Source organism: Mycobacterium sp. 94-17 (assembly GCF_035617725.1).
Lineage (GTDB): Bacteria > Actinomycetota > Actinomycetes > Mycobacteriales > Mycobacteriaceae > Mycobacterium.
In genome coordinates this window covers 373,279-385,802 of sequence record NZ_JAPIYN010000001.1, presented here as the reverse complement: position 1 = coordinate 385,802, position 12,524 = coordinate 373,279, and the positions used below count along the sequence as shown (strand labels likewise).

Annotated in this window: 11 protein-coding genes and 3 pseudogenes; 5 read left to right on the top strand and 9 right to left on the bottom strand. The window is 66.0% G+C overall.

Annotated elements, in window-relative coordinates; all coding sequences use genetic code 11:
- Positions 1–6: 6 nt before the first annotated feature.
- A complete protein-coding gene (locus OQ789_RS01960) occupies positions 7–1,269 on the top strand; it encodes an amidohydrolase family protein (RefSeq protein ID WP_324683087.1) in 1,263 nt (420 codons plus the stop codon).
- Between the two features lie 162 nt (positions 1,270–1,431).
- Here the strand turns inward: OQ789_RS01960 and OQ789_RS01955 are convergent, their stop codons facing one another.
- From OQ789_RS01955 to OQ789_RS01940, 4 genes are read right to left on the bottom strand one after another with little or no spacing between them, the layout of a single operon-like run.
- Positions 1,432–2,469, bottom strand: coding sequence for a CoA transferase (locus OQ789_RS01955; RefSeq protein ID WP_324683086.1), 1,038 nt, complete (start codon positions 2,467–2,469; stop codon positions 1,432–1,434).
- Complete coding sequence (locus tag OQ789_RS01950; RefSeq protein WP_324683085.1) at positions 2,466–3,422, bottom strand: LLM class F420-dependent oxidoreductase; 957 nt, start codon at positions 3,420–3,422, stop codon at positions 2,466–2,468. The genes OQ789_RS01955 and OQ789_RS01950 overlap by 4 nt, the downstream gene beginning before the upstream one ends.
- Positions 3,407–3,847 carry a cobalamin-dependent protein gene (locus OQ789_RS01945; protein WP_324683084.1) on the bottom strand — a complete coding sequence of 147 codons (441 nt, stop codon included), beginning with the start codon at positions 3,845–3,847 and terminating at the stop codon, positions 3,407–3,409. Before OQ789_RS01945 ends, OQ789_RS01950 begins: the two co-directional genes overlap by 16 nt.
- A complete protein-coding gene (locus OQ789_RS01940; RefSeq protein WP_324683082.1) occupies positions 3,848–5,425 on the bottom strand; it encodes a methylmalonyl-CoA mutase family protein in 1,578 nt (525 codons plus the stop codon).
- A 130-nt stretch (positions 5,426–5,555) separates the two neighbouring features.
- On the opposite strand from OQ789_RS01940, the gene OQ789_RS01935 reads away from it, so the two are divergent.
- Positions 5,556–6,059, top strand: coding sequence for a hypothetical protein (locus OQ789_RS01935; protein WP_324683081.1), 504 nt, complete (start codon positions 5,556–5,558; stop codon positions 6,057–6,059).
- 9 nt (positions 6,060–6,068) lie between these two features.
- Here OQ789_RS01935 and OQ789_RS01930 read toward each other — a convergent pair whose 3' ends face one another.
- The 4 genes from OQ789_RS01930 to OQ789_RS01915 form a co-directional block, all read right to left on the bottom strand.
- Positions 6,069–6,875, bottom strand: coding sequence for a methyltransferase domain-containing protein (locus tag OQ789_RS01930; protein WP_324683079.1), 807 nt, complete (start codon positions 6,873–6,875; stop codon positions 6,069–6,071).
- Between the two features lie 59 nt (positions 6,876–6,934).
- Positions 6,935–7,633 (bottom strand): M15 family metallopeptidase, encoded by a 699-nt coding sequence (locus OQ789_RS01925; RefSeq protein ID WP_324683077.1) that lies wholly within the window; start codon positions 7,631–7,633, stop codon positions 6,935–6,937.
- Between the two features lie 181 nt (positions 7,634–7,814).
- The gene (locus OQ789_RS01920; RefSeq protein ID WP_324683075.1) at positions 7,815–8,018 is read right to left on the bottom strand and encodes a cold-shock protein; all 204 of its coding nucleotides are present in this window, start codon (positions 8,016–8,018) and stop codon (positions 7,815–7,817) included.
- 575 nt (positions 8,019–8,593) lie between these two features.
- Positions 8,594–8,827 carry a hypothetical protein gene (locus OQ789_RS01915; RefSeq protein ID WP_324683073.1) on the bottom strand — a complete coding sequence of 78 codons (234 nt, stop codon included), beginning with the start codon at positions 8,825–8,827 and terminating at the stop codon, positions 8,594–8,596.
- A 434-nt stretch (positions 8,828–9,261) separates the two neighbouring features.
- Here OQ789_RS01915 and OQ789_RS01910 point away from each other — a divergent pair.
- Positions 9,262–9,690, top strand: a pseudogene (locus tag OQ789_RS01910) (DUF5994 family protein); the annotation flags it as partial.
- A 105-nt stretch (positions 9,691–9,795) separates the two neighbouring features.
- Here OQ789_RS01910 and OQ789_RS01905 read toward each other — a convergent pair.
- Positions 9,796–10,603, bottom strand: a pseudogene (locus OQ789_RS01905) (cytochrome P450); the annotation flags it as partial.
- Here OQ789_RS01905 and OQ789_RS01900 point away from each other — a divergent pair.
- Together OQ789_RS01900 and OQ789_RS01895 are read left to right on the top strand one after the other, a co-directional pair.
- A pseudogene (locus OQ789_RS01900) lies at positions 10,585–10,896 on the top strand (SDR family oxidoreductase); the annotation flags it as partial. The pseudogenes OQ789_RS01905 and OQ789_RS01900 sit on opposite strands and share 19 nt — an antisense overlap.
- Positions 10,897–11,013: 117 nt before the next feature.
- Complete coding sequence (locus OQ789_RS01895; RefSeq protein WP_324683071.1) at positions 11,014–12,489, top strand: TIGR00366 family protein; 1,476 nt, start codon at positions 11,014–11,016, stop codon at positions 12,487–12,489.
- Positions 12,490–12,524: the final 35 nt, after the last annotated feature.

Sequence of the window (12,524 nt, the reverse complement as noted above, 5' to 3'; positions counted from 1 at the left end):
CCTCTGATGAATGTCGATGACCTGATCCTGGTGAGCATTGACGACCACGTGGTCGAGCCGCCGGACATGTTTGTGCGCCACGTGCCCGCGAAGTACAAGGAAGAAGCCCCGATCGTGGTGACCGACGACAAGGGCGTCGACCAGTGGATGTACCAGGGCAGGCCGCAGGGTGTGAGCGGGTTGAACGCGGTGGTGTCCTGGCCCGCCGAGGAGTGGGGCCGTGACCCGGCCGGGTTTGCCGAGATGCGCCCCGGCGTCTACGACATCCACGAACGCGTCCGCGACATGAACCGAAACGGCATCCTGGCGTCGATGTGCTTCCCGACCTTCACCGGTTTCTCCGCCCGGCATCTCAACATGACGCGCGAAGACGTCACCCTGGTGATGGTGTCGGCCTACAACGACTGGCACATCGACGAGTGGGCGGGCTCGTACCCCGACCGGTTCATCCCGATCGCGATCCTGCCGACCTGGACTCCCGAGGGCATGTGCGACGAGATCCGCCGCGTCGCCGCCAAGGGCTGCCGCGCCGTCACCATGCCGGAACTGCCGCACCTGGAAGGCCTGCCGAGCTATCACGACGAGGATTACTGGGGCCCGGTGTTCCGCACGTTGTCCGACGAGAACGTGGTGATGTGTCTGCACATCGGCACCGGCTTCGGGGCGATCAGCATGGCACCCAATGCGCCGATCGACAACATGATCATCCTGGCCACCCAGGTCTCGGCGATGTGCGCCCAGGACCTGTTGTGGGGCCCCGCGATGCGCAACTATCCCGACCTGAAATTCGCCTTCTCCGAGGGCGGTATCGGCTGGATCCCGTTCTACCTCGACCGCAGCGACCGCCACTACACCAACCAGAAGTGGCTGCGGCGCGACTTCGGCGACAAGCTGCCCAGCGACGTGTTCCGCGAGCACTCACTGGCCTGCTACGTCACCGACAAGACGTCGCTGAAGCTGCGCCACGAGATCAGCATCGACATCATCGCCTGGGAATGCGACTACCCCCACTCCGACTGCTTCTGGCCCGACGCCCCCGAGCAGGTGCTGGCCGAACTGAATGCCGCCGGCGCCGACGACTGCGACATCAACAAGATCACCTGGGGTAATGCCTGCCGGTTCTTCAGCTGGGATCCGTTCGCCCGCACCCCTCGCGATCAGGCAACCGTGAACGCGTTGCGCGCCAAGGGAAGTGACGTTGACGTGTCGATCCGGCCCCGCGCCGAGTGGGCACGACTCTACGCCGAAAAACAGCTGGCGGCGCGGTAGGCCGGTTACGTCAGCGCCGGGGGGTTGACAAACCACACGTTGTCCTCGCGCAGGCCGCGGCTGCGCCAGCCGTCGGCCGTGCGGGCTCGTTGCCCAATGTGCGGCTAGCTTCACGCTGGGCAGCGAATGTGCGGCCAGCTTCACACTCGGCGTCGGGGGTGACTACCGGCTCAGCTCGGGCGGGGGCCGGTACTCGGGCTCATACCCGGAGATGTGGATTGGGCTGCCCACCAAACGGAAATCACCCGCCGTCACCACCACGTCCGGTGTCGCTTCGAGCGCTTCGGGCAGCGTCCTGACGGCAGCGGCGGGAACACCGAGTGGGCGCAGCCGCCGCTCCCAGCCCGCGGCGGTGTCGGTCGCCAGCATCGCCGTGACGATGCTCAGCACCTCTTCACGGCGGGCCACCCGTTCGGCCATAGTCTCGAAACCGCCGATGCCCGCTTCGGTGGCAAAGGTTTTCCAGAAGCCGTCGTGGGTGATGAACAGCGCCAGATACCCGTCTGCAGTCGGAAAGAGCTGAGCGGGAACGTAATAGGAGTGGGCCCCGTGTGGGCGGCGCTGGGGTTCGAGGCCGCTGTTGAGGTACGCCGAGGCGTGATAGTTCAGCTGCGAGAGCATGACATCGCGCAGTGACACATCCACCTGGCCGCCGGTGCCGGAGATGATCTTCGCCAACAGTCCCAGCGCCGCGGTCATTCCGGTGGAATTGTCGGCCGAGGAGTAACCGGGCAGCGTCGGCGGACCGTCCGGGTCGCCGGTCAGGGCGGCGGTCCCGACGCCGGCCTGCACAACGTAGTCGAAGGCCGGGTCGTCGCCGCCGTGGAGGCCGAAGCCGGTGATCGCCACGCAGACGATCCGCTCGTTGTGCCGGCGCAACTCGTCGTAGGTGAGGCCCAGCCGGCGGATGGCCGAGGGTTTCAGGTTCACCAGCAGCGCGTGCGACCCGGCGACCAGTTCGCCCAAGCGTTGTTGGCCCGCTTCGGAATTCAGGTCGAGGGTGATGCTGGACTTGTTGCGGTTGATGCTGGCGAAGTAGGTGGCACCGACGCTGCGGGAGATCTCGCCGCCGGCCGGCTCGATTTTGGTGACCTCGGCGCCGAGATCGGCGAGCAGCATGGTCGCGTACGGACCGGCCAGCATGGTGCCGACCTCGAGAATGCGGATCCCGGCCAGCGGCCCGGTGTTGATGTCCGTCAACGCAATTCCGCGGCCAGTGCGGCGATCATCTCGCGGGTGCGGCGCTTGGACGCGACCAGCTCATCACGGTTGTCGCCGATGGGCAGCAGGCGCACCGACAGATCCGTCACACCGGCGTCGGCGAACCGGCGCATCCGCGCCAGGATCTGTTCCGCGTCCCCTGCCGCACACAGGTCGCCGACATCGCGGGCGTCTCCGCGGTCGAGCAGGCGCTGATAGTTGGGCGAAACCTCGGCCTCGCCCAAGATGCGATTGGCCCGCTCTTTGGCCTCGTCGACTTGTCCGGGCGCACAAAGGCATACCGGTATGCCCGCGACGATCCGCGGCGCCGGACGCCCGGCGTCCGCGGCGGCCTTGGTGATCTTCGGCGCGATGTGATCGCCGATCGCCCGTTCGTCGGCCATCCACAACACGGTGCCGTCGGCGAGCTCGCCGGCGAGCTGCAGCATCACCGGACCCAGGGCGGCGACCAGCACCGGCATCGGGGTGTCCGCCCCGATCGCCAGCGGGTTGTGCACGGTGAACGAATCGTTCTCAACGTCAACCGGTCCCGGACCGGCGACCGCGGCGTTGAGCACCTGCAGGTAGTCACGGGTGTAGGCGGCCGGCTTCTCGTACGGCAAGCCGAGCATGTCCCGGATGATCCAGTGGTGCGACGGTCCGACACCCAGGGCCAGCCGTCCGCCGGCGACCGCGTGTGTCGACAGCGCCTGGCGGGCAAGGGCAATCGGATGCTGGGCCTGCAGCGGCACCACCGCGGTACCCAGCTCGATGCGCGAACTGTGCGCGGCCATCAGCGACACCATGGTCAGACAGTCGAAGTCGTTGGGCACCTGCGGCATCCACGCGGTGTCCAGACCCGCCGACTCTGCCCACTCGATATCGGAGGCCAGCTTGGCCACCTTGCGGGCCATGTCGCCGCGCTCGGCGCCGATCATCACTCCGACGCGCATGGTTCCTCCGTGACGGGTTGTGCCGATTCGGATTCCGCCGTGCCGGTCAGCGCGCGGATGTCGCGCACCAGATCCTCCAGCGGTGTCCCGGTGGGGAACACCGCGGCGGCGCCGGCGGAGAGCAGCTTGGGCACGTCGGCGTGCGGGATGGTGCCCCCGACGACGACGGCGATGTCCGCGGCGTCGGCGGCGCGCAACGCCTCGACGGTGCGCGCGGTGAGCGCCAGGTGCGCCCCCGACAGGATGCTCAACCCCACCACCGCCACGTCTTCCTGAACCGCGATCGAGGCGATGTCTTCGATGCGCTGGCGGATGCCGGTGTAGATGACCTCGAATCCGGCGTCGCGCAGGGTGCGGGCGACGATCTTGGCGCCGCGGTCATGCCCGTCCAGGCCGGGTTTGGCAACGAGAACGCGGACGGCCACCTAGAACACCACCGGTTGCTGGAATTCGCCCCACACCGCTTTCAGCGCAGACACCATCTCGCCGACCGTGCAGTAGGCGTTGGCACAGTCGATCAACTTGTGCATCAGGTTGTCGTCCCCCTCGGCTGACTTCGACAGCGCCGCCAACGTGGATTTGACTGCGGCCGAATCCCTTTCGGCCTTGACTTGGGAAAGCCGCTTGAGCTGCAGATCGCGCCCTTCGGCGTCGAGCTCGTAGGTGACGACGTCGTGTGCCTGCTCCTCCGTCACGAACCGGTTTACCCCGACGACGGGGCGCTTGCCGGACTCGACGTCCTGATGCATGTTGAAGGCTTCGTCGGCGATCAGGCCCTGCAGGTAGCCATCCTCGATGGCCTGGACCATCCCGCCGTGCCGCTCGAGGTCGGACATGATCTCGATGATGCGTTCCTCGCTCGCATCGGTGAGCGCCTCCACAAAGTACGAACCGCCCAGCGGGTCGGCGACGCTGGCCACCCCGGTTTCGTGCGCCAGGATCTGCTGGGTGCGCAGCGCCAGCGTCGTGGTCTCCTCGGTGGGCAGCGCGAACGGTTCGTCCCAGGCCGCGGTGAACATCGACTGGACGCCGCCGAGCACCGCGGCCATCGCCTCGTACGCCACCCGGACGATGTTGTTGTGCGCCTGCGGCGCGTACAGCGACGCGCCACCACACACGCAGCCGAACCGGAACATCGCGGCCTTGGCCGTGGTGGCACCGTAACGCTCCCGCACGATGGTCGCCCAACGCCGCCGTCCCGCACGGTATTTGGCGATCTCCTCGAAGAAGTCGCCGTGCGTGTAGAAGAAGAACGAGATCTGCGGCGCGAACTGGTCGATCGTCATGCGGCCGCGTTCCACCACCGTGTCGCAATACGTCACCCCGTCGGCCAGGGTGAACGCCATCTCCTGCACCGCGTTAGCCCCGGCATCGCGGAAGTGCGCGCCTGCCACCGAGATCGCGTTGAACCTCGGCACCTCGGCCGCACAGAACTCGATGGTGTCGGCGATCAACCGCAGCGACGGCTCCGGCGGCCAGATCCAAGTTCCCCGCGAGGCGTACTCCTTGAGGATGTCGTTCTGGATCGTCCCGGTCAGCTTGGCCCGCGGTATGCCCTTTTTCTCGGCGGCAGCGACGTAAAACGCCAGCAGGATCGCGGCCGTGCCGTTGATCGTCATGCTCGTGCTGAGCTTGTCCAGCGGGATGCCGTCAAACAGGATCTCGAAGTCGGCCAGCGTGTCGACCGCGACGCCGACCCGGCCCACCTCCTCACCGAACTCGGGGTCGTCGGAGTCGTAGCCGCACTGGGTCGGCAGGTCGAGCGCGACCGACAGCCCCGTCCCGCCCTGCTCCAGCAGGTAGCGGTAGCGGCGGTTGGATTCCTCGGCGGTGCCGAATCCCGAGTATTGCCGGAAGGTCCAGAGCTTGCCCCGGTAGCCGGACGCGAAGTTACCCCGGGTGAAGGGGAATTCCCCCGGCTGCGGAGGCTCCGCGCCTACATCCGCCGGCCCATAGACGGGCTGCAGCGGGATACCAGACGGAGTCTGGGCCATATTATCCATCAGCGAATAACGTACTTGCAAAAAAAGAGAATGCCAATACCAGGCGTTTGAGCTGGTGAAATGCTGCGGCGAGGCGGCCGATGGCCGTCCGGGTGCCGTTCGTCGCGGCCTTGCGCGCAGAATGCCGGGTATGGCCGACGAATCTGACCAGTCGAACCGGGGCTTCGAAGGACTCCCGGTGGTGGGTGGTCTGTTGCGCCGGCAGCGCCGGGAAGCCGAGAGGGCGATTTCCGGCGTTATCGACTCGATCATGCGCGACAGCATCGGGATCGATCTGATCGTGCAGCGGCTCAACCTCGACGCCGTCGTCGCCCGACTGGACATCGGTGAGATTGTCGCCCGCCTCGACATCGACAAGATTGTGTCCCGCCTGGACATCTCCGCCATAGTGGCCCGACTCGACATCGACGCGATAGTGGCGCGCCTCGATGTGGACGCCATCGTCGCGCAGCTGGACATCGACGCCATAGTCGCCCGACTGGACATGAACGACGTGGTGGCCAGGATCGACTTCGCCAAGTTGACCGATCAGATGGTCGGGGACATCGACTTTCCGAAAGTTATTCGCCAGGCCGGCAATTCCGTGGTCCGCGGTCACCGCGTACGAAAGAAAGCACCCGACGTCAGCCCTTGACTGCAGGCGTCAGGAGCGGCAGATGATTTCGCCGTGCGGGATGGCGATCCAGCCGTCCGGGGCGGCGGCCCATTCCCGCCACGCGGCGGAGATCTCCTCGAGCTGCGCGGAGGTCGTCAGGTCGTGGCTCACCAGGTCGTGCGCCACGGTGGAATGCAGAATTCGGTCCGCCCACATTCCGCCCCACCAGTCGCGCGTCGCGGGCGTGGCATAGCACCACAGGCTGCCGGTGGGCGTGACGTCGTCGAATCCCGCCTGCCGCGCCCACGACAGCAGCCGGCGGCCCGCATCCGGTTCGCCGCCGTTGACGCGCGTGACGCGTCGGTAGAGCTCTCGCCACAGGTCCAGCGCCGGCAGCTCGGGGTACCAGATGAAGCCCGCGTAGTCGGCGTCGCGGGCCGCCACGATGCCGTCGGGCGTGCGCACCCGCCGCATCTCCCGCAGGGCCGCGACCGGATCGGCGACGTGCTGCAACACCTGATGCGCGTGGACGACATCGAATGTGCCATCGGGGAAGTCGAGGTGGTGCACGTCGGCGGTCGCGAACGAGACATTCGACAGCCCACGGGCCCCGGCTTCCCCGCGAGCGACATCGAGCACGTCGGCGACCTGGTCGACCGCGGTGACCGAGCCCGGCGCGACCCGTGCGGCCAGGTCGGCGGTGATGGTGCCGGGCCCGCACCCGACGTCGAGCACCGAGAGCCCCGGTTCCAGGTACGGCAGGAGGTATGCCGCGGAGTCCTCGGCGGTGCGTCGTTGATGTGATCGCAACACCGACTCGTGGTGTCCGTGCGTGTAGGTCGCCCGATCGTTCATGCCGAAAGCGTACCGACTTGCACTCGTATTATGAAACATCTGTCTCAGTATTTGAGACGTCAGTCGACGGGGACGTTGAGGATCGGACGGTCGACACCGGCTCCCGGGCCGTCGAAATGCCACCACTCGCCGGAGTAGGGCGACAATCCGCCGTACTTCATTGCATCCCGCAACTGCGCCCGGTTCGCCTGAGCGTCGGCGCTGACGCCCTGCGTCGCGAAGGCCGTTGCACGCGGCGAGAAATCGTCGAAATCGGTGCCCATTTCGGCCAGGCAGAGTCCGCCCGCATGACGCTCCGGCGGGCACTGCGGTTGCACGCTGGTGAACGTGACGTCGACCGATCGTCCCGACTCGTGGCTGTGGGCGTACGCGCCCGGCCGTGCCACCCAGGCCGGGTTGGGAACCACGTTGAACATCCTGACCTGAATGTCGTGCGGCCGATAGCAGTCCCAGAACACCAGCAGGTGACCCTGCGGGCGCAACGCGCCGGCCGCGGCGGCGAGGCCGGGGGCCATCGATTGGTGCACAAGGCATCTCGCGTCGGACGGATAAAGCTGCGTGTGGGTGAAGTTGTTCGTCGTCGCGTAGCGCAGGTCGAGCACCGCGTCGGAAACCACGGTGCGCACGTCGACGAATCCCGCCGCTCGCGCGGCGTCGCTCACCGGCGGCACGTCGGGGCCGGCGTGCGCGATGCGCGTTCCGGATACGGAGACGAGCGCCAGCGCGATTGCCAACCGCAGCACCAGCGCGAGACGCATGCGGTCATTATCCGGGTTCATCGATCCGGAATGGGTCAAGTACCGGATGATGTCGCAGGCGAGCGCCCCCGATCAGCGGCCTGACCGCGGCGCAGAGTCGGGGAAACCGCGACGCCCGAATACACCCGTGGGACTGGTACGAAGCATCCGCACCAGCCCCACCGTGAGGTATGTGAAGTTCTTAGATGGCAGTGACGCCTACCGCCTGGGGTCCTTTAGCTCCTTGCTCAACCTCGAACTGAACCCGCTGGTTCTCGTCGAGCGAGCGATAGCCGTTCCCCTGGATTTCGGAGTAGTGGACGAAGAGATCCTTCGTGCCTTCGTCAGGGGTGATGAAGCCGAAGCCTTTTTCACCGTTGAACCACTTCACAGTTCCCTGTGCCATTTACTTACTTCTCTCATTCAAATGCGGATGAACCAAAAACATCCGCGCCGGCTCAGCGTAGCACGGGTCAACTTGCCGTTTTGAAATCATTGTGATGCTTGATAATTCAGTGCCGCAGCAGTCTGGACAGCCGCTGCGCCTGCGGCAGGCGACCGAACCGCATTCTCCCATCCGTCCAACGACGCAGGCCACCGCCTTGACCACCGCGGGAGGCACGGTGCCGACTGCCTGTAGTATGGAGACGAGCCGCTCTCTGGCGGCAACCGCGAAACGTGACCGAATCACCAACGCCATCGCCGCGCGATTCGATCGTCCGACCGTAAATTACAGTGCGCATCGGCCGAACTCCTCATTCGGAAGGACAGCCCCATGGACACCTCGAACCTGTTTTCTCATCCCGAGGCACCGAAACACGTCGCTTCGGGCGAAACCTCAGGGAAACCGGTCGAGCACCCGACGTTTTCGGATCGGCCCGACGCCGAAGGTCCCCGTTCGCAAGGACGACGACCGTAATCGGCTTCGGGGCGCCCGGCCTCGCGCCTTGCCAAGGAGTGACGTGGCTAAGCCGCACGTGGTCAGGATGCTTTCACGTACCTGCGGACTAACTCGTCTTCGCCGAACGTGCTGGTTCGCTGCTGGCCGTGGTCGTCGCTGCTGAAAAATGTCCACTTCCGCGGCCCGCTCTGCGGACCACTGATCATCTTGACGGTTAAACGCAGTTCGGTGGGACGCCGCGTGCCGATGATGTCACCTACCCGAATCTGCGACGGATGGATCTCCGTCGCGTCGCACCAGTTCTCTATTGCCATGTAATCCGCCCCCTGCTGTTGCCGTCACCCTACCCGCCATCCGCGAGCACGCGGGGAAGACGGCAAGCACCGGCCCTTCATCTCCTTGCGGCGCAACATGTTTGGGATTCCGGCAATGGCAGCGGCCACGGCCGCGCCGCGCCTGCACGCGCCGTTGTGTACCCGCCCGCCCGAGTCGCCCACCGGTGGCGTAGCGTCGACCGCGAGCCGTTCGTTGTCAGCGGTGGTCCACTGCGCCGTCGGCGCGGATGACACCCACGGGCAATTGATTCCTCCGTCTATCCCGCGTCCGCGGGCCCGACGACACCGAGCGCGAAGGAACCGCCCATGGGTTATGCAGGCCCGGCTACCGGTCCGCATCCTCCTGCGGCTTTTGCGCACGAGCTCGCCGCCAGGATCAGCGGGAACGCGACTTGCCGACTGCGGTACCTCCGATGAGCTACGCGGTCGCGAGCCGACGCCAAGCCAACCCCGTCCGGTTAGCGGTGGCTCGCGAGCTCGGGCGCCTCATCGACGGTGCGTGGTGGCCGCGCGCAGATCGCATCACCAACGAATTGCCCGAGCTCGTTGCGGTTCTGACTCCCATGCTCGGAGACGTCACATCCATCAACGTGAATTGGACCTCCCTGCAACGACCGCCCGATCTCAACTGGCCGGGATGGGAAGGCAAACGCCAGCACGTGATGACCGTCAGCGGCGCGCATGCCTGCGCCAACCTGCTGGTCGTCTCCTACGCGACCCACAGCGCATTGGCCCTGATGCTGCTGCGCCGTGCTGCGAACCTCCCCATTGCGGGCGCAGACCAAGCTAAACCCGCGTATGTGGCCGCGGACTCGATCCTGCGGGCCGCACACCAACAACGTGGCGGCCATCGAGTAGCGTCGGGGCAACCGCTGGCCGTCGGCGACCGCACGGACAGCAAGGCCGTCCGGAGCGGAAAAGGCATTGCGGCACAGGGCTGATGCCCGTCAGTCTGCCTGGGTGAATTCGATGTGCAGCTCCGTGAGCCCGCGCAGCAGGAACGTCGGCTCGTAGCGGTAGTCGCGCCCGGAGGCCAAGCCGTGCTTGGCTGTACTGATCCGGATGTCGCGGGTGCGGTCCAGGAGGCGGTTGACGGTGACCTGGCCCTCCACCCGCGCCAGCGGTGCGCCCGCGCAGGTGTGGATTCCGCGGCCGAAGGCGATGTGCTCGCGTACATTCTTTCGGTCGACGTGAAATTCGTTGGGGTTGTCGAATTTTCGGGGATCGCGGTTCGCGGCGCCCAGGCACAGCATGAGCACGGTGCCCGGTCAGCACGTCTTCGCGGGGGCGTTTGCGCCAATCGGCGATGTAGGCCCTGAACAGGTCATCGAGGTATTGCAGCGGGTTGCTGCCCACCGGCTCGTGATCGAGCGCGCCCACCCGTGCGCCCGGCGCGTTACCGGCCCCGAGGTTGCGGCGGATCTCGGGACGGTCCTCGTCGGGAACCCCGAGCAGATCGGCGATCGCCAGCGTCGCGAACGGCTTCGCGTACTCGCCGAGGAATTCGCACTGACCGTTGGCGATGAACTCGTCGAATTGCCGATCGGCCAATCGCCAGATGTAGTCCTTGTTTTCCTGCAGGCGCCGCGGCGTGAGCAGCCGCCCGAGCAGCGAGCGCGCCTGGTCGTGTTCGGGCGGGTCCATCACGACCATGTGCTCGAAGATCGGGAACTCGTGGCGGTGCGCTTCGATCTGCTCGCCGATGTCGTCGCCTTCGGGGGTGAACGGAAGTGGCGGGAAGGGCCCGCCTGATGCGCGCCTTCGCCGTGGAACTCGGTCAGCACTTCATCCGGGTGAATTCCGTGCACCCGACCAACGTGAACACGCCGATGTTCATGAACGAGGGCACGATGAAGCTCTTCCGGCCGGATCTACCGAACCCCGGTCCGGACGACCTCAAGGTCGCCGCGCAGTTCATGCACGTGCTGCCGGTCGGCTGGGTCGAGCCGGTGGACATCAGTAACGCGGTGCTGTTCCTGGCATCAGACGAATCGCGTTACATCACAGGCCTTCCGGTCACCGTCGACGCCGGGAGCATGCTCAAGTAGGTGCAGGCCGCGCACCCGTGCCCTGAAGCGGACGCTCCGCTCGCGCGCGCACCTCGAACGGTCGATAATGCAGCGAGCGCGAAGGCGCCGACGCAGAGAGAACGCGAGGGCAGGTCAATGACGACGAGCGAGGACTCCAAGAGCGATGCGCCTGCGCCTGAGCCCGAAAAGCCAAGGGCGTCGGGGGAAGAAGGTGCGCCCGGACACCGCGGCGTCATCCCCTCTTTCACCGCGCTGTGTGTCCGGTATGTCGAACGGCTGATGCCCGACCCCTACCTGTTCGCGGTCATCCTGACCGTCATCGTCGCGGCGATGGTCGCGCTGGTGGTGCGAGGAGCTTCGCCGGGCGGCATGCTCAAGGCGTGGTACGGGGGTGTGTGGGGATCGCAGAACATTTTCACGTTCGCCTTCCAGATGGTCTTGATACTCGTGACCGGATACACGCTCGCCGAGGCGCCGGTTCTGCAGCGGGCCATTGCCTTCATCGCGAGCAAGCCGAGAACCCAGGTGCAGGGAGCCCTGCTGTGCTTCGGCCTGACTGCGGCACTGTCCCTGTTGAATTGGGGACTCGGGTTGGTGGCGGGCGCGCTGATCGCCCGCCAGGTCGCAAAACGCCTCACCGACACGCATTTCGGCTACCTCATCGCGGCGGCGTTCATGGGCTTCATCGTCTGGACGCAGGGGCTGTCGTCGTCGATCGCGCTGGCGAACACCGACGACGGCAGCCCAATCAACGTGATTCACAAGATGACTGGCATCACGGTGCCGCTCCGGCTGACGATCTTCGAACCCTACAGCTGGCTTTCGGTGATCGTGGTGCTGACGGTTCTCGCGCTCGCGATCTGGCGGATGCAGCCGACGCAGAACCTTGCGCCCGATCCCGCCGTGTTCGATAACGAGGAGCAGTCCGGGGTTGACGCCGAGGGCAAGCGATCGTTCGCCGAATGGCTGGAAGGACAATGGATTCTCAATGTCCTCGTGTTCGCCGCGGGCATTGCCTACTTCTGTCTGAGCGGTTTTGCGCTGAACATCTCATCGATGATCATGTTGTTCACGATCACCAGTGCGCTGCTGCACCGGACGCCGATCCGGTTCATCCGGGCATTCACCGGCGCCGCGAAGGTGTCTGGTCCGCTGCTGCTGCAATACCCGCTCTACGGCGGTCTGGTCGCTCTGCTCGGCTATGTGCCTTCCCACGCCGCCGGCAAGGCCGTGCCCCTGCAGTCGCTGCTGGCCCACGGGATCGTGAGCGGCGCGACGCAGCACACGTTGCCGTTCCTGACCTTTATCGGCTCGTTGATCATCAGCTTGTTCGTGCCGTCCGGTGGTGGGCACTGGGCCGTGCAGGGCCCGATCGCGATCGACTCGGCGCGGGCCCTGGGTCAGGGCTCACCGGCCTACCTCGGGTTGATGTCCATGGCGGTCGCCGTCGGCGAGGGTGTCGCGAACATGATCCAGCCCTTCTGGCTGCTGCCACTGCTTGCGATCGCGAAACTCAGTGTCCGTCAGGTGATGGGCTTCACGATCGTCGCGTTCCTGATCGGATTGATGGTGTTGGGTGCCACTACTCTGATTGCGCCCTACGTGGTTTGACCCCACGCCGCATCGAGGGCGACGAACTCGCCAGA

What these genes read in the sequence shown, in the direction of transcription:
- OQ789_RS01950 (WP_324683085.1), bottom strand. Translation starts at nt 3,422, where the DNA reads ATGCGCGTCGGAGTGATGATCGGCGCCGAGCGCGGCGACATGGCCCGC.
- OQ789_RS01960 (WP_324683087.1), top strand. Translation starts at nt 7, where the DNA reads ATGAATGTCGATGACCTGATCCTGGTGAGCATTGACGACCACGTGGTC.
- OQ789_RS01940 (WP_324683082.1), bottom strand. Translation starts at nt 5,425, where the DNA reads ATGGATAATATGGCCCAGACTCCGTCTGGTATCCCGCTGCAGCCCGTC.
- OQ789_RS01935 (WP_324683081.1), top strand. Translation starts at nt 5,556, where the DNA reads ATGGCCGACGAATCTGACCAGTCGAACCGGGGCTTCGAAGGACTCCCG.
- OQ789_RS01920 (WP_324683075.1), bottom strand. Translation starts at nt 8,018, where the DNA reads ATGGCACAGGGAACTGTGAAGTGGTTCAACGGTGAAAAAGGCTTCGGC.
- OQ789_RS01930 (WP_324683079.1), bottom strand. Translation starts at nt 6,875, where the DNA reads ATGAACGATCGGGCGACCTACACGCACGGACACCACGAGTCGGTGTTG.
- OQ789_RS01895 (WP_324683071.1), top strand. Translation starts at nt 11,014, where the DNA reads ATGACGACGAGCGAGGACTCCAAGAGCGATGCGCCTGCGCCTGAGCCC.
- OQ789_RS01925 (WP_324683077.1), bottom strand. Translation starts at nt 7,633, where the DNA reads ATGCGTCTCGCGCTGGTGCTGCGGTTGGCAATCGCGCTGGCGCTCGTC.
- OQ789_RS01915 (WP_324683073.1), bottom strand. Translation starts at nt 8,827, where the DNA reads ATGGCAATAGAGAACTGGTGCGACGCGACGGAGATCCATCCGTCGCAG.